Annotated in this window: 20 protein-coding genes and 2 pseudogenes; 11 read left to right on the forward strand and 11 right to left on the reverse strand. The window is 74.3% G+C overall.

Annotated elements, in window-relative coordinates; translation table 11 throughout:
* The first annotated feature begins 131 nt into the window (after positions 1–131).
* Positions 132–1,379 carry a sensor histidine kinase gene (locus tag ACIQ5Y_RS25390; RefSeq protein ID WP_403884733.1) on the forward strand — a complete coding sequence of 416 codons (1,248 nt, stop codon included), beginning with the start codon at positions 132–134 and terminating at the stop codon, positions 1,377–1,379.
* Positions 1,376–2,050 carry a response regulator gene (locus ACIQ5Y_RS25395; RefSeq protein ID WP_403884736.1) on the forward strand — a complete coding sequence of 225 codons (675 nt, stop codon included), beginning with the start codon at positions 1,376–1,378 and terminating at the stop codon, positions 2,048–2,050. The genes ACIQ5Y_RS25390 and ACIQ5Y_RS25395 overlap by 4 nt, the downstream gene beginning before the upstream one ends.
* Here ACIQ5Y_RS25395 and ACIQ5Y_RS25400 read toward each other — a convergent pair.
* From ACIQ5Y_RS25400 to ACIQ5Y_RS25420, 5 genes and pseudogenes are all read right to left on the reverse strand, one after another.
* Positions 2,047–2,997, reverse strand: a complete 951-nt coding sequence (locus ACIQ5Y_RS25400; RefSeq protein ID WP_403884739.1) for an FAD binding domain-containing protein — start codon at positions 2,995–2,997, stop codon at positions 2,047–2,049. The genes ACIQ5Y_RS25395 and ACIQ5Y_RS25400 overlap by 4 nt on opposite strands.
* Positions 2,994–5,564, reverse strand: coding sequence for a molybdopterin-dependent oxidoreductase (locus tag ACIQ5Y_RS25405; protein WP_403884742.1), 2,571 nt, complete (start codon positions 5,562–5,564; stop codon positions 2,994–2,996). Before ACIQ5Y_RS25405 ends, ACIQ5Y_RS25400 begins: the two co-directional genes overlap by 4 nt.
* A gap of 114 nt (positions 5,565–5,678) precedes the next feature.
* Positions 5,679–5,948 (reverse strand): annotated as a pseudogene (locus tag ACIQ5Y_RS25410) (amidohydrolase family protein); the annotation flags it as partial.
* Positions 5,949–6,161: 213 nt separating this feature from the next.
* Positions 6,162–7,513: pseudogene (locus tag ACIQ5Y_RS25415) on the reverse strand (amidohydrolase); the annotation flags it as partial.
* 295 nt (positions 7,514–7,808) lie between these two features.
* The gene (locus ACIQ5Y_RS25420; protein WP_403884745.1) at positions 7,809–8,456 is read right to left on the reverse strand and encodes a TetR/AcrR family transcriptional regulator; all 648 of its coding nucleotides are present in this window, start codon (positions 8,454–8,456) and stop codon (positions 7,809–7,811) included.
* A gap of 69 nt (positions 8,457–8,525) precedes the next feature.
* On the opposite strand from ACIQ5Y_RS25420, the gene ACIQ5Y_RS25425 reads away from it, so the two are divergent.
* Positions 8,526–9,989 carry a purine-cytosine permease family protein gene (locus tag ACIQ5Y_RS25425; RefSeq protein ID WP_403884748.1) on the forward strand — a complete coding sequence of 488 codons (1,464 nt, stop codon included), beginning with the start codon at positions 8,526–8,528 and terminating at the stop codon, positions 9,987–9,989.
* A 60-nt stretch (positions 9,990–10,049) separates the two neighbouring features.
* Here the strand turns inward: ACIQ5Y_RS25425 and ACIQ5Y_RS25430 are convergent, their stop codons facing one another.
* Positions 10,050–10,700: a DUF305 domain-containing protein gene (locus tag ACIQ5Y_RS25430; protein WP_403884751.1), complete on the reverse strand. Its 651-nt coding sequence runs from the start codon at positions 10,698–10,700 to the stop codon at positions 10,050–10,052.
* A 78-nt stretch (positions 10,701–10,778) separates the two neighbouring features.
* Positions 10,779–11,201 (reverse strand): DUF6153 family protein, encoded by a 423-nt coding sequence (locus tag ACIQ5Y_RS25435; protein WP_403884754.1) that lies wholly within the window; start codon positions 11,199–11,201, stop codon positions 10,779–10,781.
* Positions 11,202–11,383: 182 nt separating this feature from the next.
* Here ACIQ5Y_RS25435 and ACIQ5Y_RS25440 point away from each other — a divergent pair, with 182 nt between their 5' ends.
* From ACIQ5Y_RS25440 to ACIQ5Y_RS25450, 3 genes are all read left to right on the forward strand, one after another.
* Complete coding sequence (locus tag ACIQ5Y_RS25440) at positions 11,384–12,685, forward strand: phosphoribosyltransferase (protein WP_403884757.1); 1,302 nt, start codon at positions 11,384–11,386, stop codon at positions 12,683–12,685.
* A 189-nt stretch (positions 12,686–12,874) separates the two neighbouring features.
* Entirely contained in the window at positions 12,875–13,603 is a 729-nt protein-coding gene (locus tag ACIQ5Y_RS25445) for a DUF4142 domain-containing protein (protein WP_403884760.1), read from the forward strand.
* The gene (locus tag ACIQ5Y_RS25450) at positions 13,584–14,954 is read left to right on the forward strand and encodes a DUF1996 domain-containing protein (protein WP_403884763.1); all 1,371 of its coding nucleotides are present in this window, start codon (positions 13,584–13,586) and stop codon (positions 14,952–14,954) included. Before ACIQ5Y_RS25445 ends, ACIQ5Y_RS25450 begins: the two co-directional genes overlap by 20 nt.
* A 115-nt stretch (positions 14,955–15,069) precedes the next feature.
* Here the strand turns inward: ACIQ5Y_RS25450 and ACIQ5Y_RS25455 are convergent, their stop codons facing one another.
* Positions 15,070–16,293, reverse strand: a complete 1,224-nt coding sequence (locus ACIQ5Y_RS25455) for a PucR family transcriptional regulator (protein ID WP_403884766.1) — start codon at positions 16,291–16,293, stop codon at positions 15,070–15,072.
* Between the two features lie 190 nt (positions 16,294–16,483).
* On the opposite strand from ACIQ5Y_RS25455, the gene ACIQ5Y_RS25460 reads away from it, so the two are divergent.
* The 5 genes from ACIQ5Y_RS25460 to ACIQ5Y_RS25480 all read left to right on the forward strand — a co-directional run bounded on the left by ACIQ5Y_RS25460 (position 16,484) and on the right by ACIQ5Y_RS25480 (position 21,460).
* Positions 16,484–17,302, forward strand: a complete 819-nt coding sequence (locus ACIQ5Y_RS25460; protein WP_403884769.1) for a hypothetical protein — start codon at positions 16,484–16,486, stop codon at positions 17,300–17,302.
* Positions 17,299–18,747, forward strand: coding sequence for an NADH-ubiquinone oxidoreductase-F iron-sulfur binding region domain-containing protein (locus ACIQ5Y_RS25465; protein WP_403884772.1), 1,449 nt, complete (start codon positions 17,299–17,301; stop codon positions 18,745–18,747). The genes ACIQ5Y_RS25460 and ACIQ5Y_RS25465 overlap by 4 nt, the downstream gene beginning before the upstream one ends.
* Before the next feature lie 109 nt (positions 18,748–18,856).
* The gene (locus ACIQ5Y_RS25470; protein WP_403884775.1) at positions 18,857–19,834 is read left to right on the forward strand and encodes an SCO0930 family lipoprotein; all 978 of its coding nucleotides are present in this window, start codon (positions 18,857–18,859) and stop codon (positions 19,832–19,834) included.
* 11 nt (positions 19,835–19,845) lie between these two features.
* Entirely contained in the window at positions 19,846–20,265 is a 420-nt protein-coding gene (locus tag ACIQ5Y_RS25475) for a hypothetical protein (protein WP_403884778.1), read from the forward strand.
* Positions 20,266–20,506: 241 nt separating this feature from the next.
* Positions 20,507–21,460, forward strand: coding sequence for an IS481 family transposase (locus ACIQ5Y_RS25480; RefSeq protein ID WP_403884781.1), 954 nt, complete (start codon positions 20,507–20,509; stop codon positions 21,458–21,460).
* Here ACIQ5Y_RS25480 and ACIQ5Y_RS25485 read toward each other — a convergent pair.
* The 3 genes from ACIQ5Y_RS25485 to ACIQ5Y_RS25495 are packed head-to-tail and all read right to left on the reverse strand — an operon-like array spanning position 21,457 to position 24,241.
* Positions 21,457–22,890 carry an NAD(P)/FAD-dependent oxidoreductase gene (locus ACIQ5Y_RS25485; RefSeq protein WP_403884784.1) on the reverse strand — a complete coding sequence of 478 codons (1,434 nt, stop codon included), beginning with the start codon at positions 22,888–22,890 and terminating at the stop codon, positions 21,457–21,459. The genes ACIQ5Y_RS25480 and ACIQ5Y_RS25485 overlap by 4 nt on opposite strands.
* The gene (locus tag ACIQ5Y_RS25490) at positions 22,887–24,095 is read right to left on the reverse strand and encodes an MAB_1171c family putative transporter (protein ID WP_403884787.1); all 1,209 of its coding nucleotides are present in this window, start codon (positions 24,093–24,095) and stop codon (positions 22,887–22,889) included. Before ACIQ5Y_RS25490 ends, ACIQ5Y_RS25485 begins: the two co-directional genes overlap by 4 nt.
* Positions 24,092–24,241, reverse strand: coding sequence for a hypothetical protein (locus tag ACIQ5Y_RS25495; RefSeq protein ID WP_403884790.1), 150 nt, complete (start codon positions 24,239–24,241; stop codon positions 24,092–24,094). Before ACIQ5Y_RS25495 ends, ACIQ5Y_RS25490 begins: the two co-directional genes overlap by 4 nt.
* Positions 24,242–24,579 lie beyond the last annotated feature (338 nt).

A 24,579-nucleotide genomic window follows, 5' to 3' on the forward strand; every position in this document is an offset into this window, starting at 1 on the left:
CGGCCCACGGTGCGGCAGTCCCGGACCTCGCCGCATCGGCCCGTCGGCATGAACCGGGGCGGCGGCACTGCCCTTTGGGTATACGCCCGCGGTCTGATGTGCGCGGGCCGACCGCTGCCTACGCTCGACGGATGTCCGAGCACACGCCCCACCCGCTTCCCCCGACACCGCTGTCGCCGTTGCCGTCGCGGATGTCGCGAGGAGCACGGACGGCACTGGCCTGGGGTGCCGTGGCCGCTACGGCCCTGCTGCTGTACGCCACGATGGCGGGTGCCACGGTGGCGGTGCTCGGCGAGGAGAGCCAGGGCACGCCTCTCGCGGCCGTGACGGTCGCGATGGCGCTGCCCCTGCGGTGGGCGTGGCGCCGGCCGGGGCCCGTGCTCGGGGTCGTCCTGGCCGAAGTGGCCGCGGGCACGGCGCCGGCGCTGCGCACCGAGTGGACGTGGCCCCTCTTCCTGGCGGCGGGTCTTCTGGTCGGCCTGGTCGCGGCCACCCGCGCGCGGCGCGCCGGTCTCGCCGCGGCGGCCGCCGGTCTCGTCGTGCTGGAGACGGCCTTGCAGGTGGACCTTTTCAGGGAGGGCGGGTGGGGTCGTGTGCTCGCACCCGGTTTCCTCGGGCTGACGGCGTTCGTCGCGCTGGCCCTGGTGTTCTCCTGGCTGGCCGGTACGTCCGTCCGCCGGCGCGGTGAGTACGACCGGGCACTGCGCGCGCAGGCCGCCGCCTCGGCGGTCACGGCCGAACGGCTGCGCATCGCCAGGGAACTTCACGACATGGTCGCGCACGGAATCGGCGTCATCGCCATCCAGGCGGGCGCGGGCCGGCGGGTCATCGACAGCGAGCCGGAGCGGGCTCGTACCGCGCTGGCCTCGATCGAGACGACCAGCCGCGAGACCCTTGGAGGGCTGCGGCGGATGCTCGACCTGCTCCGCCAGGCGGAACAGGACCGGGCGCCCGCAATGCACCCGGCACCCTTCACCGGTCTCGCGGACATCGACCGGCTGGTCGCGACGACGGCGCACGCCGGTGTCGAGGTGGAGGTACGGCGCTCCGGGAGGCAGCGCCCGCTGCCGGCCGCCGTCGACCGGTCCGCCTTCCGGATCGTCCAGGAATCGGTGACCAACGTGGTCCGGCACGCGGGCACCCGCCGCTGCGCCGTGTCCATCGACTACCGGCCCGCCGCACTGCACATCACCGTCGTCGACGACGGTGATGACCCCTCAGTCCCGGCCCCGGCCGACGGATCCGGCTACGGGATCCGGGGCATGCGCGAGCGCGTCGCCCTCCAGGGCGGCCGGTTCACCGCCGGGCCGCGCCCCGGAGGCGGCTTCCGCGTCGCCGCGCTCCTGCCGCTCCCGGCGGAAGGGGCGGACGCACGATGAAGATCCGCGTCGTACTCGCCGACGACCAGCCGCTGGTGCGCGCCGGACTGCGCATGGTCATCGACGGCGTCCCGGACATCGAGGTCGTCGGGGAAGCCGGAACCGGGACGCAGGCCGTCCGCCTGGGCCGGGAACTGCGCCCCGACGTGGTCGTCATGGACATCCGCATGCCCGGCATGGACGGCATCGAGGCCACCCAGATGATCACCGCGGAGCTCCCCGGGACCCGTGTCGTCGTCCTCACCACCTTCGACAGCGACACCAACATCTACGGTGCGCTCCGCTCCGGTGCCAGCGGGTTCCTCGTCAAGGACACGGCCCTGGAGGACATCCTCACGGCCGTCCGCGTGGCCGCCGCGGGCGACGCCCTCATCACGCCGAGCGTCACCCGCCGCCTCATCGCGGAATTCGCCGGCCGCCCCGAACCCGCGCCCTCCCCCGCCGAGCCCGCCGCCATCACCGCCCGGGAACGCGAGGTGCTGGCCCTCGTCGGCCGCGGCCTTTCCAACGGTGAGCTCGCCGCCCGTCTCCACATCACGCCCGGCACCGCCAAGGCCCACGTGGCGAGCCTGCGTTCCAAGCTCGGGGCCCGCGACCGGGTCCAGCTCGTCATCACGGCCTACGAAACCGGGCTGGTGGAGCCGGACCGGCTGCGACGGGACCCGCGTTAGTGCGCCGTGGCCCGTTCCAGGACCTCCAGCACCGTGTCGCGGAACAGCGTCGTCTTGTAGCCGGTCTGCGGCAGGGGGCGGCAGCGGTTGAGGACCGTCGCGGCCGCCGCGGCGAGGAGTTCGGGGGTGGCCTCGCGGCCGGTCAGGGCGGTCTCCACCTCCGTCAGGCGCAGCGGGACGCGGGCCACACCGCCCGCGGCCACGGCGGCGTGGGTGATGGTGGTGCCGTCGAGCACGATCCGGGCGGTGGCTTCGACGAGGGGCCATTCGGCGTGGGCCCGGCTGATGGCGCGGTGGTGGGCGACGCGTTCGCCGGGCAGGGGCGCGGGCAGCCTGACGGCGGTGAGGATGCGGTCCGGCGGCAGCAGGTGGTCCGCCTGGAAGAGCCGGTCGCCGTCCCCGTACAAGTCGGCGACGCCGCGCGGGGATTCGCCGTGGATCTCGGCTTCCGCGTCGTAGGTGAGCAGTGCCGCCGCGAGGGTGGAGGGGTGCGGGGTGATGCAGGGGCCGTCGCCGCTGACCACGCCGAAGTGGTGGTCGCCCTCCCGCGCGGGGCAGCCGGCGCCGCCCTTCTGGAAGCAGGCGGTGTGCGGACTGCGGTAGTACCAGCAGCGGTTGCGCTGCAGGAGGTTGCCGCCCAGGGTTCCGGCGGCACGGACCTGCGGGGTCGCCGCGGTCCCGGCCGCGAGTGCCAGGGCCGGCCAGCCGGCGCGCACCTGCGGGTCGGCGGCGAGCTCGGCGAGGGTGGTCAGGGCCCCGATCCGCAGCCCACCGCCCGGCAACGGCGTGCAGCCGCGCAGGCCGGCGGCGCCGCCGAGGTCGGTGAACGGGCCCGGGGAGACGCCGCTGCGCTGCCGGGCGGTGGTGTCGGTGCCGCCGGCGCGCAGTTCGCCGCCGCGGGTGCGGACGGCGGCCGACAGATCGGTGAGGGCGGGCTCGTTGGTCACGTACCCAGTCCTTCCAGGAGCCGGTCGGGGCGGATGGGCAGGTCGTACGGGCGCCATCCGGTGGCGTCGTGGACCGCGTTGGCCAGGCACGCCGCGGTGGGCAGGGTCGCGATCTCGCCGAGGCCGACACCGCCACCGGGGACGTGCTCGAAGCCCTCCTGGTGGAAGTGGACGGTGATCTCGGGGGTGTCTCCGATGCCGGGGAGGCGGTAGTCCTCCAGGTTGTCGGTCAGCACCCGCCCGGTGGCCGGGTCGACGCGCCGCTCCTCGAACAGCGCGTAGCCGACGCCCTGCACCACGGCGCCCTCGCACTGGCTTCGCGCCAGCCGGTCCTCGTGGATGCGGCCCGCGGCGATGCCGCTCCACACCCGCAGCGGACGGATCCGGCCGAGCCGGGTGTCCACCTCGACCTCGGCGACCTGTACCGAGCCGGTGAAGCCGCGGCCGATCGCCACGCCGCCCATGGTGAGGCCGAAGGGGGTCACGAAGCCCCGGTGGTCGCGGGGGCGCCTGCCGGTGACCCGTAGGCCGTGCGCCGTGTCCAGCCGGGCGGCGACGTCACCCCCGCCGAGCGCTTCGCGCAGCCGGGCCGCGGCGTCCACGGCGGCGGGCGCGAGGGAGGGCGTGGTGCGGCTGCCGCCGGAGGTGGGGCCGTGGACGGTGTCGCTCGCGCCGGTCTCGGCACGTACCCGCTCCAGGGGCAGGCCGAGCTCCTCGGCGACGGCCCGGCGCAGCACGCTCCGCGCGCCGGTGCCGATGTCCTGCACGGCGCAGCGGGCGACGACGGCGCCGTCCTCCACGGTGAGTTCGACCTCGGTGCCGGGGTCGAGGAAGTACAGCCAGTTGGCGGCCGCGACGCCGACGCCCCGGCGGAAGCGCCCGGTGCCGCCTCGCGGGCCGGCCCAGAGCGGGAGGGACCGGGCGAGGTCGTAGAGGGCGTGCCGCTTGGGGTTTCCGTCCCAACGGCGGCGCAGGGCGATCGGTTCCTCGCCGAGCCGGTGTGCCATCTCGTCTACGGCCTGCTCCAGGGCCCAGCACAGCGGGGGTCCTCCCGGGCCGCGGAAGGGGGCGCCCGGCGGCCGGTGCGTGACGGTGTCGAAGTCGCGGAGCCGGCGCGGCGCCTTGCCGTACATGAACCGGGCCTGTGCCGCCACGGAGGCTCCGACGGAGATCCCGCCGTCGCTGTCCGCGTCCATGGCCAGCGCGCTCAGGTCACCGGCCTCGTCCGCGACCATCGCCACCCGGATCCGGGTGGCGGGCCGGTATCCGCCGTCGGTGAGTTCCTCGTCCCGGTCCAGCACCACCCTCACGGGGGCGTCGTGCAGACGGGCCAGTTCCACCGCGGCGACGACGTCGGTGGTCAGCCCCATCTTGCAGCCGAAACCGCCGCCCACGTGGCCTGCCTTCGCCACCACCCGTTCGGCGGGCAGGCCCCAGCGCTCTGCGGCCTGTTCGGCCACGTGCCGCAGGGACTGCGTGGACACCTCCAGGTGGAGGGTGCCGTCGGCCCACCGGGCCAGGCAGGCGTGCGGTTCGAGGGGGGTGTGGGTCTGCGCGGCGGTGGTGAACTCGCCTTCGACGACCCGTTCGGGGTTGCGGCGGCGGGCCTCGGTGATGCGGCGCACGGCCGTGGCGGGGCGCTTGCTCATGGCGGAGGGGCCGCGCAGGTTGCCGCGCCAGCGGGCGGGCAGCAGTTGGGGGGTCTCGCCGGAGCCGGGTGCGCGCTTGCGGGCCGCCTTGTCCTCGTAGACCAGCGGGCCCTCGCCGGCCCGGGCCAGGCGTACGTCCAGGGCGGCGGGCAGCACCTCGTAGTCGACGGTGACCCGCGCCGCGGCCGCCCGGGCGGCGGCCCGGCCGGGCGCCGCGACCGCCGCGACGGGCTGGCCGACGTACCGCACGACGCCGTCGGGGGGCAGCAGCGGTACGAGCGGCACGTCCCCGGCTTCGAGGGACCGTACGTGGGCGTGCGCGTGCGGGGAGCGGATGATCAACCCCTCCAACAGGCCTTCGGGGTGCAGGTCCGTGGTGTAGCGGGCCGATCCGTCGATCTTCGCCGGGGCCTCGGCGCGCGGTACGGGCCGCGCCTGCCCGTCGGCCCGATCCTCGTCGTAGTCGCCCGCGCAGGCCGCGGCCACCGCGTTGTGGATCCCCTCGTACGCGCCGCAGCGGCACAGGTGGCCGGCCAGGGCGTCGGCGATCTGCTCCCGTCCCGGCCGGGCGGTGCCGTGCTCGGCCCGCCACCGGTCGTGGAACGCCGCCGCCTCGACGACGAACCCCGGGGTGCAGTAACCGCACTGGAGGGCGTCCTCACCGGCGAAGGCACGGGTCACGGGATGGCCGGTCAGGCCCTCCACGGTGGTGACCCGGCGGCCGGCCAGTGCGACCGCCGGGGTCAGGCAGGACACCCGGGGCTCGCCGTCGACCTGGATCGTGCAGGCTCCGCACACGCCGCCCGCGCAGACCAGTTTGGTGCCGGTCAGTCCCAGCCGGTCGCGCACCACCTCCGTGGCGGCCGGGTCGTCGTCCACGTCCACCTCGCGCCGGGCGCCATTGACCTCGAACTCCACGAGACGTACTCCTCAGCCGTGGGGTGGCGACCGCCGGGGCCCGCGCTCACCGTCACGCTCCTTGATATCCCGCTTCCGGGGACGGCGCAGTTCGGCGCGGCCGCCCCGGGCGGGTCACAGGCCGGGGTCGCGGTGGGTCGGGGTGCCGTCCAGGACCGTGAGCAGCACGGGCAGCCGGGGCAGGTCGGTGGCCGCGGTGGTGAGGGGGTCGTCGGCCAGGACGGTGAGGTCGGCGCGGTGGCCCACCGCGATCCGACCGGCCTCGTACTCCTCGCCGGCGGCGTGGGCCGCGCCCACGGTCATGCCCTGGAGGGCTTCCAGGGCGGTGAGGGCCTGTTCGGGTCCGTGCGGGGGCTGGGTCAGGTCCCGGGAAGGGCGGCGGTGGGGGGGGGCCCCCCCCCCCCCCCCCCGCGGGGGGGGGGGGGGGGGCCCCGCGGAAACCAGGACGACCGCGGCCCCCGCGGCGGCCACGTCCCCGCAGCGCCCCGCGCCGGGGGCGCGGTCCTCCGGGGGGGGGGGGGGGGGGGCCCGGGGGGGGGGGGGGGGTGGGGGGGGGGGGGGGGGGGGGGGGGGGGGGCCGGGGGGGGGGGGGGGGGGGGGGCGCCCCCCCCCCCCCCCCGCGGCGGGTACGGGGCGATGGGCCAGTCGGAACCGAGGACGACGGCGGCCCCGGCGTCGGCCAGGTCCCGGCAGCGCCAGGCGCGGGAGGCGCGTTCCTCGCCGAGGCGGCGGGACCAGTTGTCGGTGTGGTCGGCGCGGGTGAAGTCGCAGCAGTGGGTCGGCTGCATGGAGGCGACGACCCCGAGCTCGGCGAAGCGGCGCAGCGTGTCGTCGGGCACGGTCTCGATGTGCTCGATCCGGTGCCGGACCCCGCGCCCGCCTCCGGCCTGCGCCTTTTCCACCGAGTCGAGGACGTGTCGTACGGCCGCGTCGCCGATCGCGTGGGTGGCGGTGGGCACGCCGGCCCGGTGGAACTCGCCGATGATCCGCGCGTACTCCTCGGGGTCGGGCCAGAAGGCGTGCGTGGACTCGCCGTGGCAGTCGGGGCGTTCCAGCCAGGCGGTGCCGTTGTCGATGGTGCCGTCCATGAACAGCTTGACCCCGTCGGTCCGCCACAGCCGCCCGCCCGTGCCCTGCTGCGCGATCAGCGCGCGCACCGCCTCGGCGTCGGAGCCGGGCTGGCACCAGGGGGCGACCCGCAGGCGCAGCGGGAGCTCGCCGGCCTCGTCGAGTTCGGCGTAGAAGGCGAGGCTGTCGCCGTTCGCGTCCATGGCGTGGCCGCCGGTGAGTCCGGCGGCGGCCATGGCGCGCAGGGCGGCGGCGAGGCGGGCGCGGCGCTCCTCGCGGGTGGGCTGCGGGGCGACGCGCTCGACGAGTTCGCAGGCGGCGTCCTCCAGGAGCAGTCCGGTGGGCCTGCCGTCGGCGTCGCAGACGACCTCGGAGGCCTGGTCGAAGGTCCGCGGCCCGTCGACGCCGGCGAGTTCCAGCGCGCGGCGGCTGGCCAGCATCGAGTGGGCGTCGAAGAGCAGCAGGAGGGCCGGGACCCCGTCGAGCACGGTGTCGAACGGGGCGGTCTCGACGGGCCGGCCGTCGAAGGCGTTCGGGTCGAGGCCCCAGCCGTGCAGCCACTGCCCGGGAGCGAGCCGCCGCACCTCGGCGGCCAGGGCCGCGCGGACCTGGTCCACGTCCGTGCAGCCGGAGAGGTCGAGGCCGTGGGTCAGTTCGGCGCCGGAGACGGGGTGGAGGTGCCCGTCGACGAGGCCGGGGGTGACCACCGCCCCCTTGAGGTCGATCACCGTCGTGCCGGAGTCCGCGTGCTCGCGGATGGCGCGGTCGTCGCCCAGGGCGGTGATCCGCCCGTCGGACGCGGCGAGTGCCGTCTCCGGGAGGAAGGTGCCCGTCACCGGGTCGAGCAGGCGGGCGGAGAGCAGGACGAGACTGGGGCGCACGGGGACTCCTGGTGGAACGGTGGGAAGGGTCAGGCGACGGGGCCGGGGCGGGCAGGGGGGCGGCGGGTCCGGGCGGGAACCGACGCCGGGGGTCGAGGTCCGGGGCCCTTGCCGGGGCCGGGGACCGGACCTGGGGCCGGGGACCGGACCTGGGGCTGGGGGCCCGGGCCGGGGGGCCGGACCGGGGGGACCCGGGGGGACCCGGGGGGGACCCGGGGGGACCCGGGGGGGGACCGGACCCGAGGACCGGACCCGAGGACCGGGGCCGAGGACCGGGGCCGGGGGCCGGGGCCGGTCAGGCCCCGCCGGCCGGGCCCGGGGCGTCGAGGGTGCCGGTGGCCAGGCCGAGTTCCCGCTCGGCCGTGGTGACGGCCATGCGGGTCACCGCCGCGGGGCGGTCACCGGTGGCGGTGTTGGCGTGGACCCCGAGGCCGTCGAGCACGACCAGGATCTGTATGGCCGTCGCGCGCGGGTCCTCCGTACGGAACTCCCCGCGCTCGACGCCCTCCCGGATGACGCCCTCGATGCGCCCCCGCCAGGCCGACTCCTGCTCGGCGACCCGGTCGCGGAGCACGGGCCGGTAGCGGCTGAGATGGCGGGCGTTGATCCAGAGCCGGCTGATGTCGTCGTACGTTTCCCCGGTCGCGTGCGCGAAGAAGCGTGCCAGATGACGCGTCGGGGTGTCGCCGTCCGGGGTCGGCGGGAGGAGGCGGTCGAGTTCGGCGGTCGCGGCGTCACCGAACGCCTCGGCCACCAGATCCTCCACCGAAGGGAAGTAATGGCTGATCAGACCGGGTCTCACGGCGAGCTCGTCGGCGATCCGCCGCAGCGTGAGGCACTCCAGCCCTTCGGTCAGGGCCACGGCCGCCCCCGCCTCGACGATCTCCGCCCGGCGGGCCTCGGGTGATTTGCGAACTCGTTTGCGCTGGACGCTTGACGACATGCCGAGGATGCTATTGAGTGTGCGACCAATAAGCAAGCAGGTGGGTACCGCCCAGCACCGGAGGTCCGCATGGCATCGACGTTTCCCGACCCGCACCCGGGCCCCCGGGCCGCCCTGACCGTCCCCGGCGCCCCGGCCGCCGAGGACCGCCCCGGCCGGATCGAGGTCCACGGCGTCGACCACATCCCCGACGCGGAACGCCACGGCCGACCCCGCGAGCTGTTCTCCGTCTGGGCGGCGGCGAACGTCAACTACCTCAGCCTGGTCGTCGGCGGCGCGCTGGTCCTCATGGGCCTCACCCTCTGGCAGGCCCTCGCGGTGATCGTCGTGGGCAACCTGTTCTGGGTGCTCACCGGACTGCTCGCCACCTCCGGCCCCGCCGCCGGCGCCCCCAGCGAAGTGATCACCCGGGCGATGTACGGAGTGATCGGCAACCGGGTCAACAACGCGGTCCTGGGCTGGCTGGTCTCGGTCTGCTACTTCGCGCTGAACCTCGCGGCCGCCGCCACCGCGGCCTTCGCCCTGGTCGAGATGGCCGGTCTGACGCCCGGCACCGGCGTCAAGACCGCCGTCGTCCTGGTCATCGCCGCGCTCACCCTCGCCATCAGCGTCTACGGCCACGCGCTGATCGTGCGGCTCTACCTCCCGATCACCCTGGCGCTCACCGCCGCCTTCGCCGTCGTGGCCGTCGCGGTGCTCGGACACGCGGACTTCGGGTACGCCCCCGCCGAGCCGCTGACCGGCACCGGCCTCTGGGCGGCCCTCGCGGCCGGCGTCAGCCTCATCGCCGCGGGCCCGCTCTCCTACACCACCAGCGCCGACTTCTCCCGCTACCTGCCCCGCACCTGCTCGCCGAAGGCCGTACTGGGCTGGACCGCCGCCGGCGCCTTCCTTCCCAGCCTCGTCGTCACCTCGCTCGGCGCGTTCGCCGCGACCGCGGTGGACATGGCCGACCCGGAGACCGCGCTGCGCGAGCTGCTGCCCGGCTGGTTCTACCCCGTCTTCCTGCTGGCCCTGGTGCTCGGCACCATCGCCGTCAACGCCCTGACCGCCTACAGCGCCGGCCTCGCCCTCCAGGCGGTGGGCATCCGCATCCGCCGCTCCGTGAGCGTGCTCTTCGACGGAATCGTCGCCGTCGCCCTGACCCTGTACGGGCTGCTGTTCTCCAGCCTCCTCGACACCGTCAGCAACGTCCTCCAGCTGACCGTCGTCCTCATCGGCCCCGCCATGGCCGTGTACGCCACCGACATCGTGCTGCGCCGCAACCGCTACGACGGCCCCGCGCTCATGGACGAGACCCCGCGCGGCCCCTTCTGGTACACGGCGGGCGTCAACTGGGCGGGGGCCTTCGCGCTCTGCGCGGGCGTGGCCGCGTCGGCGCTCTGCGTCAACACCCTCTACACGGGCCCGGTCGCCGCCGCACTGGGCGGCCTCGACCTGGCGCTTCCCGCCGGCATGGCGGTGTCCGCGGCCCTCTACGCGGCCCTGATGCGCCGCGACCCCGTCGTGCTCGGAGCACGCGCCGCGGCCTGAACGGCGGGGCCGCCGGAGTCGAGTCCGGCGGCCCCCTCGGGGCGCTGCGCTACCGGCCGGTCAGCCCAGCAGGCCCTTCATCCGGTCGATCTCGGCGGTCTGCGAGGTGATGATCGCGTCTGCCATGGCCTTGGCCTCCGGGAAGGCGCCGTCGGCCTTCTCCGTGCGGGCCATCGCCACCGCGCCGTCGTGGTGCTTGATCATCAGCTGCATGAAGGCGGTGTCGAAGGCCTTGCCGGAGGCCTTCTTCAGCTGGTCCATCTCGTCGCCCGTCATCATGCCGCCGCCGGCGCCGCCCGAGCCGTGCCCGGAGTGGTCCGCGGCGCCCTCGGCGGGCACCTGCTCGCCCCAGGAGGTCAGCCACCCGGAGAGGGTCTTGATCTCCGGGTCCTGGGCCTTCTTGATCTGCTCGGCGAGCTGCTTGACCTCGGCCGACCCGGCGCGGGAGGGGGCGAGGTCCGCCATCTCCACGGCCTGCCGGTGGTGCGGGATCATCCCCTTGGCGAAGGCCGTGTCGGCGGCGTTGTGCCGCCCCTGCGCGGCGGACGCCGAAGCGGGGGCGGAGGCCGGGGCCGACGGGCTCTGGGCGCCGTGGCCGCCGTGGCCGGCGGTGTCGTCCTTGCCCGACCCGCAGGCGGCGAGGACGAGCGAGGCGGTGGCCACCGCCACGACGGCGGCGGTACGGCGGATGAGGGAACGGTTCGTGCTCATGGTGGTGCGACTCCTTGTCCGGAATTGAGGATGCGACGGAGCGCGGCGGCCCCGCGGGGGCTGCCGGCGCGGGTCGTCCTAGATCCGCAGGAGTTGCAGTTCGGCCAGGTCGGGCGGTGCCCGTCCGCTCTGCGCCGAAGCCGTCGCGACGGCGTGGGGCGCCTCGGCCGCGGACTCCGAGCCGTCGAGGGCGGCGGCCGGGGCGGGCGGCGCGTACGGGGTGTTGATGCCGGTCGCCGCGCAGGTGGCATCGGCGTGGTGCGTGTGGTCCGATCCACCGGCGGTGTGCGAGCAGCCCTCGGCCGCGCGGGCCTCGGGCCCCGGCCGGCCGTGGTGCTCCGTCCCCATGACGTGGCCGGGGGCCGTCGCGTGCGTGCGCACGGAGGCGGGCCCGGGGCCCAGGCCGTGCATGGCCAGCACACCGGCCAGCACGGCGAGCACGAGCAGCACGAGGCCGCGCCCTGTCGGGCGGCGGCGCGGTGGCTGCACGCGGGAGATCATGGATGCATCGTACGGAACATTCGACGCCGATGCCCCACCGGGGTATCGCGGCGTCGGTCCGCGCCCTGCCCGCACGCCCCGGGGCCCGCGTGGTGGGGCCGCGGCGCGGCCCGGCCCGCTTGCGCATCGGCCCCGGAGGGAGTTGCGTGGGTTCTGTCTCCCCTGGACGGGGGTGAGCCGAGGTGTTCTTCACCGATCGCGCCGACGCGGGTCGGCGGCTGGCCGCGGCGCTGCGGCATCTGGCGACGGAGGATCCCGTCGTCCTCGGGCTGCCCAGGGGCGGGGTACCGGTGGCCTTCCAGGTGGCGCGGGAGCTCGGCGCCCCGCTCGACGTGATCGTGGTGCGCAAGCTCGGGGTCCCCTACCACCAGGAGCTGGGCTTCGGCGCCATCGGCGAGGGCGGCGTACGCATCATCAGCGAGGACATCGTCCGTCAGGCCCGGGTCGCCCGTGAGGACGTCGCGGCGGTCGAGCGGGCCGCGCAGGAGGCCCTCGGACGGCAGGCTCACCGGCTGCGCGAGGGCCGGCCGCGGGTCCCGCTCACCGGGCGCACCGCGATCGTGGTCGACGACGGGATCGCGACGGGCGCCACGGCCGCCGCAGCGTGCGAGGTCGTACGCGCGCAGGGCGCGTCCCGCGTGGTACTGGCCGCGCCGGTGGCACCGCCGGACGCGGTGGCCTGGCTGCGGACCGAGGCGGACGAGGTGGTGTGCCTGTCCACGCCGCACGCCTTCCGGGCCGTCGGCGAGTGGTACCAGGACTTCTCCCAGACCCCCGACGAGGAGGTCGTCGCGCTGCTGGCCGACGCCGCGCGAACCCCGGCGCCCGCCGAGCCCGCCACCGAGACCGAGCTGGAGGTCGAGGTGGAGGTCGAGGTGGACGCGGGCGCGCTGCGGCTGGCCGGCGACCTCACCCTGCCGCGGGGCGCCGGAGCGGTGGTGATGTTCGCGCACGGCTCCGGCAGCAGTCGCCGCAGCCCCCGCAACCGCGCCGTGGCGACCGCGCTGAACCGGGCGGGCCTGGGCACGCTGCTCTTCGACCTGCTCACGCCCGCCGAGGAGTCCGACCGGGCGAACGTGTTCGCCGTCGAGCCCCTGGCCGGACGGCTCTCGGACGCGACGCGCTGGTTGCGGAGCAGGCACGCGCCCGCGGCCGTCGGCTACTTCGGGGCCAGTACGGGAGCGGCGGCGGCTCTGCTGGCAGCGGCGGACCCGGAAGCGGACATCGGCGCCGTGGTCTCCCGCGGCGGCCGCCCGGATCTGGCCGGGCCGTGGCTGGGCGACGTACGGGCACCCACCCTGCTCATCGTGGGCGGCCGCGACACGACGGTGCTGGAGCTGAACCGGCAGGCGCAGGCGGAGCTGCGCTGCGAGAACCGGCTCGACGTCGTCCCCGGTGCCACGCACCTGTTCGAGGAGCCGGGAACCCTCGACGAGGCGGCGGAACTGGCCCGGGACTGGTTCACCCGCCACCTGTCCGCATAGGACCGCACCCGGACCGTCCGGCGGTCGAACGCCGCAAGATAACAGCCTTTGAGCGGCCCACCCGATTGTTTGTCCAAGGGTGATTGTCCTCGCGCGGCGGCACCACGAGTGGCCTAGCGTCCCGTGACACCCACGGAGCGAGGAGGCACTGTGCTGTCACTGCGGTGGCGATCCATCAACAGTCTGTCGGTGGCCACGCGGCACACGATCGCGAACGGCATCGTCATCACCGCCCTTGCCGTCACGCTGATCGCGCTGCTGGTACCCGTCCAGGGCTTCGGCGACCGGGCACCGGCCGCGGCGGCGGCAGCGCTGCCGGCGGCCGACGACGACGGCGCCGGAACCATGAGCACGGCGTACGGCCCGTTGACCGCCGCGGACCGGGACTTCGTCCGCAAGGTCAGGCTGGCCGGACTGTGGGAGCTCCCCGCGGGCCGGCAGGCCCAGCAGCGCGGTTCGCGCCCCGCGGTGCGCACGGCCGGGGAGCACCTCGTCGAGGGCCACACCGACCTGGACCAGCAGGTCATCCGCGTCGGCCAGGCCCTCGGTGTCGATCTGCCCAATCAGCCCAGCGCGCAGCAGCAGGAATGGCTAAGCCGGCTGACGCAGGCTCAAGGAGACGCGTACGAGCGGCTGTTCGTCCAGCTGCTGCGGCGTGCGCACGGGAAGGTGTTCGCGCTGCTGGCCGGGATCCGGGCGCAGACCCGCAACTCCATGGTCCGCGCCCTGGCCACCTCGGCCAACGCCACGGTCCTGGACCACATCACGGTCCTGGAGGAGAGCGGGCTGGTCGACTTCGACGCGCTCTCCGACGCGGCCCCGGCCCCGGTGCCGGTTCCCTCTTCCCCCGCGCTCGCCTCCCCCGCTCCCCCGCTCCCATCGAGGAAGAAGGAATCGCATGAGTCGAAAGGGCCATGAACGCCGCCGCCCGTCGGGCAAACTGGCGGCCTTGATCTCCGTGCTGGTGCTGGGCGCCGGCGGGGTCGCCGTCGTCGCCGGCAACGCCTCCGCGGGCCAGGACGGCGGGCGGGCGCAGCAGGTGACGTCCACGATCGACTGCCCCGACGTCGGGGAGCGGCTCACCAGCGTCCCCGACCAGGCGAAGGCCGAGGTCGACGAGAGCCTCGCCGAGCTGGACGGACAGGTGGCCGATGCCTACCGGCGGCTCGCCGCGGGCGAGGCGCAGGCCAAGGGGAAGGGCGAGGCGCAGGGCGAGGCCCTCCTCGGCGAACTCAGCGCCAAACGGAGCGCGACGATCGGCCGGATGGCCGATGCGATCGGCCGCTCCGCGGCCCGTCCCGGGGAGCTCACGGCCCTGAGCGGGTGCCGGATGGTGAAGGCCCCGGTGGAGGACACGGCCGCCGAGGGACCCGACTTCGCCCGCAAGAGCGGTCCGGCCCGCAGCGACTTCGTGTCCATCACCAAGGTCCGGCCCAACGTACGCACTCCCGCACCCTCGGCGAACGCCTCCAAGGGCACCTTCACCTCGCGGTGCGGCCGCAACGAGAACGAGCACTTCAACCCGGACAACGTGATCGTGGCGCCCGGCGTCTCCAACGGCGCCCACCACATGCACGACTACGTCGGCAACGTGTCCACGGACGCCTTCTCCACCAACAACAGCCTGGCCGCCGCCGGCACCACCTGCGGCAACGGCGACCAGTCCAGCTACTACTGGCCGGTGCTGCGGCTGCGCGACGGGAAGGCCGAGCAGGACGCGAAGGCCCCCGGCGGAGGCCAGGACGGCAACGTCGGCACCATCCTGCGCCCCAAGCAGGTCACGATCACCTTCCAGGGCAGTCCCGTCGGTCGGGTCACGGCGATGCCCCGTTTCCTGCGGATCATCACGGGCGACGCGAAGGCCTTCACCAACGGCACGGCCAACGCCAACGCGTCGTGGAGCTGCACCGGTTTCGAGGACCGCCAGCTGAAGGACAAGTACCCGGTCTGCCCCAAGGGCAGCGACGTGGTCCGCACCTTCACCTTCCAGAGCTGCTGGGACGGCCGGAACACCGACAGCGCCAACCACCGTACGCACATGGCCTTCGCGGACCGCGCGGGCCGCTGCCCGAAGGGCTTCACCGCCGTACCGCAGCTGGTGCAGCGGATCACCTACGGCATCGCGCCCGGCGCCCGGTTCGCCGTGGACAGCTTTCCCGAGCAACTGCACAAGCCGGTGACCGACCACGGTGACTTCATCAACGTGATGTCGCCCGGGCTGATGGCCAGGGCCGTGGACTGCGTCAACTCCGGCCGCAGCTGCCGCTGAGCCCCCGCGCCGGGCGTCCCCCTCCCCTACCGCCGCGCCCGGTCCGGGAAAAGGTGCCGGCCCGAAGCCTCAGGCTTCGGGCCGGCACCGTGTTCCCTTCCCTTCGTGCCAGTGGCTACAGGCCGTTGACCCGGGCCATCCGGCCGACGACGACGGGGGTGAAGTCGGCCGTGACCACGCGCGCCGCCCTGCGGCTGACCCTCGAGTGCTGGCGGCGCACCTGGGCCATCAGCCGGCGGCTGCGCAGGGCCATCTCCAGTTCGAACCGGGTCCGGGGGTCCCGCAGTCCGGTTCCGAAGAGCTTCTCCAGCTGGCGCATGCGGTACCGGACGGTCTGGGGGTGCACGCTGAGGGCCTTGGCGGCCTCGGGCGCCCCGCCGCCTTCGAGCCAGGCCAGCAGGGTCACCTCCAGCCGCTCGCTCTGGCGGGGGGTCAGATCCGCCAGCGGGCGCAGCCAGCGCGCGGCGAGCGCGTGGGCCAGGGGCTCGTCCTGGAGCAGCAGCAGGGTGGAGAGGTGGTCGTCGACGAAGACGGTCCGGGCTTCCAGGCCGCCGCGGGCGGGGGTCAGGGCGAGCAGGCGCAGCGCCCAGCGCAGTGAGGAGGCGGCGTCGCGCAGGGGTACGGAGTGGCCGACGGCGGCGCAGCGGCCGCGCAGCGCGAGTTCCAGGGGGGTGCGGGCGTCCGGGTCTGCGGTCGGGACCAGGAGGCACGGGCGGCCCGCGAACATGCCGGCGAGGGCGTCGTCGTGCAGGGCCGCCAGCTGCTGCGTGTCGGCGGGGGTGGCGAGCGCGATGGCCCGTACGGCCGTGGGGAGGGGCCAGTCCGCGGCCTGGGCGAGCTCGGAGAGGGAACTCTCCGATGCGGCGCGACCGTCGGTGAGGGCGTTGAAGAGGTCGTGCCGTGCCTGGTCGGCTACCCGTCCGTGTTCCGGTTCGGGCTCGGGCTCGACGGCGGGCACGCGCACGGGTACGCGTATGGGAACGGGAACGGCCTCGGGTATGGACGCGGGCGCGGCCCCGTGCCGGGGTTCCGCGTCGGCGCCGGGTTCCGGGTGGGTGCCGGGTTCCTCGTCGGCGTCGGCGTCCGCGTCGGCCTCGGCGTCCGCGTCGGCCTCGGCCGGGTCGCGGTAGCCGAGGGTGGTAAGCAGTGCTTCTTCCACCTTCTGTCTGAGCAGTTCGTCGTCAATGGCATCGTTGTCATCGACAAGGGCGGATAGTTCCGGATTGGCATGCAGAAGTTCCTCCACTATCTCGGCCGCCAGGGCGGGGAGTTCCCGGCGCAGGACACGGGTCCACTCGCCGCGCGGGCGGGACCAGATGCGGTTCAGAAGTTCGCACATCGTTACCTCGATCGTGCCGGTGAGGTCTTGACGAAAGGGAGTCTTCCGGTCTTGTTCGATGCGCCGGAGACGCGGTGCGAGAAATTATCACGGTTGGATAAATCCTGTGGAGGGCCTGCGCAGGTCCACGATGCTTCTGCACTCCGACCCCAAGACCCGTCTGTCGGCTCGGAGTTCACAGGAGAACCGGATGCCCTTGCCCCAGCCGCACTTCCCCCGCTCGCACCGCGCGCGCCGCCGACATCCCGGCGCGCTCAGCGTCGGGGCCGCCGCCCTCGTATCGGCCGTCGTGGCGGCCCGCGCGGGCGTCCTGACGCACCTCTGGGAGTTCCTCGACTTCGGGGCGGGCGTCCTTTCGCTCGTCTCGCTCACCGCCACCGTCCTGTGGGGGCTGACGGCCACCGACCGGCTGCTGCTGGGGCCGGGTGCCCGGCTGCTCGCCCAGGGGGTGCACCGCGGCCTGGCCGTGGCGGGGCTCGGCTTCCTCGCCCTGCACATCTGGGTCAAGGTGGCGGAGGGCCGTACGACCCCGGCCGCGGCGGCGGTTCCGTTCGCCGACGGGGACCGGCCCGTGCTGATCGGGCTCGGCACGCTGGCCGGCTACCTCTTCGTGGCCGTCGCCGTATCCGGCGGGGTGCGCAGCGCGTTCGCCACCAGGAGCCGCTCGCTGTGGTGGCGCGCGCTGCACATCGGCGCCTATCCCGCCTGGGGCGCCTGCCTGGTGCACGGGCTGAAATCGGGCCGCCCGGCGGCCGGGTGGGTGACGGCGGCCTACGCCCTGTGCCTGGCCGGCGTGGCCGGCGTGCTCGTGCTGCGCCTCAGGTCCGTGCTGCGCGGGGTGACTTCCCCGCCGGTCGTCCCGCCCGTCGGCTCCCGGGAAGCCTTCGGGGGTCGGACCTCGCGCAGGACGTCACCGCGCCGGACCTCGCCGCGCCGGGCGTCCGTGCGCCGGACCGTCGTGGGCGCCCCCCGGGTGGAGCAGCTCGCGGGCCGGGAGCGGTGGCGGTGAGCGGGCCGCGCCCGGGCCTCGGCTGCGTGGGCGCCCCCAGGCTGCTGGCCGGGCTCGACCGGGCCGCCCGGCTCGACCGGGAGACCCATCTGGCCGTGCACGGCCCGCTCCCCCGCTGCCACCGGGACGAACTCGTCACCCTCGCCGATGACATCGAGCTGCGGGGCCGGGGTGGTGCGGGCTTCCCCTTCGCCCGCAAGATGCGGGCGGTGATCCGGTCGGCCCGGGGGCGGAGCGACGGTCTCACCGCCGTCGTGGTCAACGGCAGTGAGGGCGAGCCCAGTTGCCTCAAGGACACCGCGCTGCTGCTGCACGCCCCGCACCTGGTGCTCGACGGCGCGCTGCTGGCCGCCGCGGCGCTGGGCGCCGAGGAGGTGGCCGTGGCGGTGACCCGGGCGGACGTGGAGCAGTCGGTGCGGGAGGCCGTCGCCGAACGCGGTCCGGCGGGCCGCCGGGTGCGGGTGGCGAGGCTGCCCGAGCGGTTCGTGACGGGCGAGGGCACGGCCCTGGTCGACGGTCTGAACGGCGGGCCGACGCTGCCGTCCGGGCAGAAGGTGCGGACCAGCGAGCGGGGCCTGGGCGGCATGCCCACCCTGCTGTCGAACACGGAGACCTTCGCCCAGCTCGCCGTCGCCGCCCGGCTCGGCGCGCCGGAGTACCGTACGGCCGGCCTGCCCGCGGAGCCGGGCACCGTGCTGCTGACCGTCGCCGGTTCCACGGTCGTCGAGACCCCGTCCGGGACCTCGTTGCCGTACGTCCTCCAGCTGTGCGGCACCGAGCCCGGTCAGGGCGTACTGGTCGGCGGCTACCACGGGAAGTGGCTGGACCCGGTGTCCGCGCGCGCCGCGCAGGTGTCCCGGGAGTCCCTCTCCGCCCTCGGCGCGAGGCTGGGGGCGGGCGCGGTGCTGCCGCTGCCCGAGGACACCTGTCCGGCCGGGGAAGTGGCGCGCGTGGCCCGGTGGATGGCCGGAGAGTCGGCGGGCCAGTGCGGTCCCTGCGTACGGGGTCTGCCCGCGCTGGCCGACGTACTGGACGACGCGGTGCGGGGCGGGGGCCGGGCGGCCCTCGATGCGGTGGAGGCGCGCATGCGTTCGGTCCTGGGGCGGGGTGCGTGCAGCCATCCCGACGGGACCTCGCAGTTCGTGGCCTCGGCGCTGTCCGCGTTCCCGGACGAGTTCCGCGACCACGCGCTCGGCAGCGGCTGCGGCCGCAGGGTGCTGGGGGCACTGCCCCTGCCCCGGGACGAGAGCCCGGAGCGGCTGGTCGTGGACTGGACCCTGTGCCGGGGGCACGGGCTGTGCGTGGACGTGCTCCCCGATGTCGTACGGCTCGACGCGGACGGCTACCCGGCGGAGGCGTCCATGGCGGTGCCGGGGCACCTTCGGCCGAAGGCCCTGCGGGCGGTACGGCGCTGCCCGGCCCTCGCGCTGCGCATCCAGGGCTGAGCCGGTTCTTGGCGTGATCGGACAAATTCCGGCCCGAATTCACCGCCGCCACCGCTTTCCCCGTATCAATGACGCAAGCACGGAAGCGAATCCGAAGGAGCAATTCATCGTGAAACGAATCCGACAGGGAATATACGCCGGGTCGGCCGTCGCGGTTCTGCTGGTGACGGCCGGGTGCGGATCCGGCAACGAATACGCGGGTAAAACGGGCGAGGTCAAGCCGGTGTCCGACAGCCAGAAGATCGGGTCCGCGTACGGCGGGGACGCCGACGGCTACGGAAGCGGAAGCGGGAGCGGGAGCGGGAGCAACCCGGCCGGCGACCCCGGCACCGTCACGGTGCGCGGCGCGGGGCAGTTGAAGCTGCGGGACATCCCGGCCGTGGGCGCCGCCGTCACCGACGGGCAGGGCCTGACGCTCTACCGGTTCGACAAGGACACCGCGAAGCCTCCCCGGTCCAACTGTGACGGCGAGTGCGCCAAGGCCTGGCCCCCGGTCCCGGCGGACGAGGCCACGGCCGGGGAGGGGATCGAGGCGGGCCTGCTCGGATCGGTGATGCGGGCCGACGGCACGCGGCAGCTGACCCTCGCCGGCTGGCCCGTGTACCGCTACGCCAAGGACACCGCACCGGGCGAGGCGCTCGGGGAGGGCGTCGCCGGGACGTGGCACGTGGTGGGGGCCGACGGGAAGCCCGCGGGCGCCCCGGCGGGCGGAACGCAGAAGGGGGGTGCGGAGCTCGTCGTCGCGCAGAACGCCACGCTCGGCGGAATTCTCGCGGACGTGGAGGGCCGTACCCTGTACCGCTTCGACAAGGACAGCGCGTGGCCGATGAAATTCGGCTGCCTGGATTCCTGCCTGGACACCTGGAAACCGGCCAAACCGGTCGACAAGACGAAGATTTCGGGAATCGCCGCCGAATTGGTGGGATCGGTGAAACGCCCGGACGGCACGGAACAATTGACGATCGACTGCTGGCCCGTCTATTCCTTCACCGGAGACAAACAGCCGGGCGACATCAACGGACAGGGGAAGCAGGGCCTTTGGTTCGCCGTGACCGACAAGGGGAAGAAGGCGAAGCCATCCGCGTAGCAGGGGCCGCCGTGGCCGCCGGTGTCGCCGCGGCGGCGGGCGCAGCGCTGCTGTGCGGCGGCTGCGCCGCGAGCCCCGGGAAGGTCCCCCGGCAGGCCCCCGGGGAGGTCTCCGAGACGGGTTCCGCGACGCGCTCCGTCTCGATCGAGGAGATCGCCACGGCCATCGGCTGCACCGCCGAAGTGAGCGTGGAGGCCGAGGAATTGCGGGAGGGCGGCTGTGAGAGCGGGCAGGGCGCCTACCGCATGGCCACCTTCGCCGCCGACGAGGGGCTGCGCTCCTGGCTGGCCGAGGCCCGGATCTACGGCGGCAGCTACCTGGTGGGGAACCGGTGGGTGGTCACGGCCCAGCGGACCGACGCGCTGACCACCCTGCGCGAGCACCTCGGCGGTTCCCTGGAAACCGGCAGCTCCCATGCCCACCACTCCTAGGCCGTGGGGATCGCGTCGCGGACGGGGGGAATCCCGTCCGCGACGCGATCCGGGGCCGGCTCTCCGGACCCGGACCCGGACCCGGACCTGGACCCGAGGAGCCGGCCCCGGACCCGGACCGTGCTCCGCTAGGTGTGTTGTCCCGGGACGTTGGTGACACGCGTGCTGGGTTCTTGAAATGGGTGAGGGCCTCCGGGTTCGGTGTGGATTGCGACATCTACGCCTAGCCGAGGAGGCCCTCGTGCCCCACCGTAATGCCCCGCTGACCGAGACCGGACGACTTCGCCTGGCCCGGTGCGTCGTGGACGACGGCTGGCCGGTTCGGCGGGCCGCGGAACGTTTCCAGGTCAGCCACACCACCGCCGCCCGCTGGGCCGGCCGCTACCGGCAACTCGGCGTCGCCGGAATGAGTGACCGCTCCAGCCGCCCCCACCACCAGCCCGCCCGGACGACCGCCGCAGTCGAGGAACAGGTCCTGCGGCTACGGCGCGAACACCGCATCGGACCCCTGCGACTGGCCGCCCGCTGCGGCATCGCACCCTCGACCGCCCACCGCATCCTGATCCGTCACGGCCTGCCGCCCCTGGCCGCCTGCGACCGGGCCCCCGGCGAACCCGTCCGCCGCTACGAACGATCCCGCCCCGGCGAACTGGTCCACATCGACGTCAAGAAACTCGGACGGATCCCCGACGGAGGCGGTCACAAGACCCTCGGCCGTGCCGAGGGCCGCCGCAACAGGACCGGCGCCGGCTGGGCCTACCTCCACACCGCCCTGGACGATCACACCCGCCTCGCCTACACCGAGGACCTCGCGGACGAGACCGCCCCGACCTGCGCAGGATTCCTCGCCCGGGCCACCGCCTGGTTCGCGTCCCTGGGTATCACCATCGAACGCGTGCTGACTGACAATGCCTGGGCCTACAGCAAGAACACCTGGCGCCAGACCTGCCGTGACCTGGACATCCAGCCCCGCTGGACCAGGCCCTGGCGGCCGCAGACCAACGGGAAGGTCGAACGCTTCCACCGCACCCTGCTCGAGGAATGGGCCTACATGCAGCCCTACACCTCAGACCGGCAACGCCAGGAAGCGTTCACCGACTGGATCGACTGGTACAACTACCACCGACCCCACACCGGCATCCACGGCCAAACACCCGCCAGCCGCGTCACCAACCTCCCCGGACAACACAGCTAGGCCCTCTTGTCCGCCCCGGCCCGCAGCGGCTCCCGGTCCAGGACGCTCCGCTCCCGCTCCGTCAGCTGGGGCCCGTCGAGCAGGGGCCGGCGCAGGCCGCGGGCCGCCGCGAGCAGGATGTCGGGGCTGCCCAGGACCGCGGCGGGCTTCTTCATCGTCATCACGTCCGTCAGCGCCCGGACCACGAGGAAGTTGCCGATCGCGGTGCGGTTCAGGCGCTGGACGTACCGGGCCGTGAGCCGGTCGCCCAGGCTGGGTGCCGTGCCGACCGCGTCCGGGTAGAAGCGGTCCTGGCCCACGGCGAGGAGCCACGCCGCGGCGGCCGGGCCGGCGATGGCCTTCTGCGCCTGCCGGGCGAACTTCGGCGCGCCGACCGGGGTCTTCGCCGCGGTGTCGCGCAGGGCGAGCGCGCCGAGCGCCGCCGCGGACATGCCGTGCCCGTAGACCGGGTTCAGGCTGGTCGCCGCGTCCCCGAGGACGACGAACCCCGCGGGCATCGCGGCCTTCTCGTACAGCCGCTGCCGGTTGGCCGTCCGGCCGTAGACGGCCACCTCGCCGATCGGCTCGGCACGGGCCAGGAACTCGGCGGCCAGCGGGTGGCGCACCCCTCGGGCGAACTCCTCGAAGAGCTGCTCGTCGGCGCTCGGCTCCCCGCCGCGGGTGCCGGAGAGGCTGACGTGCCACTGGCCGTCCTCGATGGGGATGATGGAGACGACCTGGCCGGGCGTGCCCAGCCTCGGGTCCGCCTGGATGTTGACGACCGGCCAGTCCGCGCCGGCGCCTTCCGGCGCCCGGTAGCGACGGCTGACGTAGCGCACGCCCGCGTCCACGACGGTCTCCCCGACCACGGGACCGCCGATCCCGGCGAGCCACTCCGGGGCCTTGGAGTCCCGGCCGGTGGCGTCGACCACGAGGTCCGCGTCGACGACCTCCTCCTCCCGGGCCGCGTCGAGGACCCGGACGCCCGTCACTTTCGATCCGTCGCCGACCAGGCCGCTGATCCTCACACCGGTACGGATCGTCACGTTCGGGTGGGCGGCCCGCATTGCGGTGCGCACTCCCCAGTCGACGAGGTCGCGGCTGGCTCCGATCAGGTAGTGCGTCTCGGTCCAGCGCCGGAACCAGCCCGCCGGGGAGTACGAGACCATCCCGTTGGGGATCGGGATCCGGTGGGCGCCGGCCTCCAGCCACGTGGCGGTGGTGCCGGGGAGCAGTGCCTCGATGGCGTCGGCCCCGCCCGACCACAGCATGTGGGCGTGCGCGGCCTGGGGCAGCCTGGGCCGGGGGGACGCTGTCTCGGGAAGCACGGTGTCCCGCTCGACGACGAGGACCTCCGCCACGTGCGGCGCCAGGGCCGCGGCGGCGAGGGTGCCCGCCAGTCCGCCACCGAGGACGACGGCTCGGAGGCTGCCGGAAGGGTTCTGGGTCATCGTGCACTGCTCTCTAGTACGGCTGCTTCGCGGGTGGCTCGGACGATGGCGGAACTCGACAGGGCCCGGGACAGGCGCACGAGCCCGAGGGCGCTGTTGGCGGAGGCGAGCAGCGGTCCGTCGCCGGCGTGCTCCGCGGGCGGTTCGGACCGTCCGGCCGCGTGCCTGGTCCACATGACCACGGCGTGGGCCAGCACGGCGGCGTCCGCGATGACGGCCGCCTCCTCGTCGGACGGGGCCGTCTTCAGCGCCTCGGCGAGCGACAGTTCCCGTACCTCGGGGCTGAGGAAGGGGTGGACGCTGAGGATCCCGTCGTAGATGTCGGATTCGATCTGCGTCACCCGCACTTCGATCGGTGTCGAGATTCCGCCGGCCAGGCTGACGCTGTGCCGGGTCGCCACCCGCAGCTCGCGCCAGGCGGGCTGCAGCTGGTGGTAGCGGCGCCACATCCCGGCGTAGTCCATGAGGCGTTGGGACAGGAGCGGCAGGACGAATCCGATGCCGATCAGCAGGGCGGAGACGGCGGCGACCGGCGGGGCGATCGGCCAGCTCAGCCGGTCCAGGTCGTGGCCGGTCCAGCGGGCGCCCAGCGCGGTGAACTTGAGCGCGTCGAAGGCCAGGTTGAGGATGTAGCCGATGACGATGAGGACCAGGCCGGCCCTCAGCGGCCCGTGCACCACGCGCGCCCAGCGGGCGCAGAGCACGGTCATCGTGACGGCCGCGGTGGTGTGCGCCACCAGGTACAGGACGATCATCTCGCGCATGTACGGGGTGTTCGCGTAGTACGTGTCGAGGTCGACCAGCCGCTCCACCGGAGCGTCGCCCAGTACGAAGAGCCCGTTGATCGTGGCGATGACCGCCACGGTGGCCCAGTTGCAGCGGCGGGACCAGCGGGCGGCCCGTTCCGCTTCCTCGGGCCCGCTGCTCCAGCGGATGATGAGCACCAGGTTGGCCCCGGAGAACGCGGTGAGGATCGTGTACACCACCGGTGCGGCCGCGTTCGGTATCCCGGTGAACCGGTTGATGGCGGCGATGGACGGGACCGCGGCCGTGGCGAAGACGCCGGCGGCCACGAACAGCAGCACGCACACGGAACGCAGCAACTCGTCCTTGGGGTTGCGCCACAGCGGGGGCAGCTTCAGGAAGCCCGCGAGCAGCAGCAGCGCCCCCGGGATGTAGAAGGCCGCGCCGTAGGGATCGTTCATGCCGCGGCCCCGTGCCGGCGGCCCGGGCCCGCGGCCGCCGGGAGCGGCGTCGGGTCGAGGACCGTCGCCCGGTCGAGATCGGTCTCCTCGGTCGGCTCTTCGAGGAGGCCCAGGCTCTTCAGGTGCGGGGCACCCTCGTCGGTCACGGATCCTCCTGCCGGTGGTGACCGCCGTCCCCGCATGACGGTTCGAGGACAGCACTCGGACCGGACCCAGCGACCGGACCTGCGAAACCTTAGATCAGAATGACGATCGATTCCACAGTTGAAACGATCGTTTACCCAGGACTCGTCCGCTGCACCCGGTGGTTCGGGGCCAGGTCCGTGTGCGGTCATCGCGCTCCGCGTGTCGGCCAGTTGTCCTGATTTCGGCTCGTTCGCGAGGAGCACAAGGTCCCGCCCTTCGGGATGATTCGCCCCACCCTCCGACTGCAACAAGGTGGAGGGGCAAGCGACTTCACCCACCTGACCGAAGGGAAGGAACG

The sequence above is a fragment of the Streptomyces sp. NPDC096339 genome (assembly GCF_044762985.1).
Classification (GTDB): domain Bacteria; phylum Actinomycetota; class Actinomycetes; order Streptomycetales; family Streptomycetaceae; genus Streptomyces.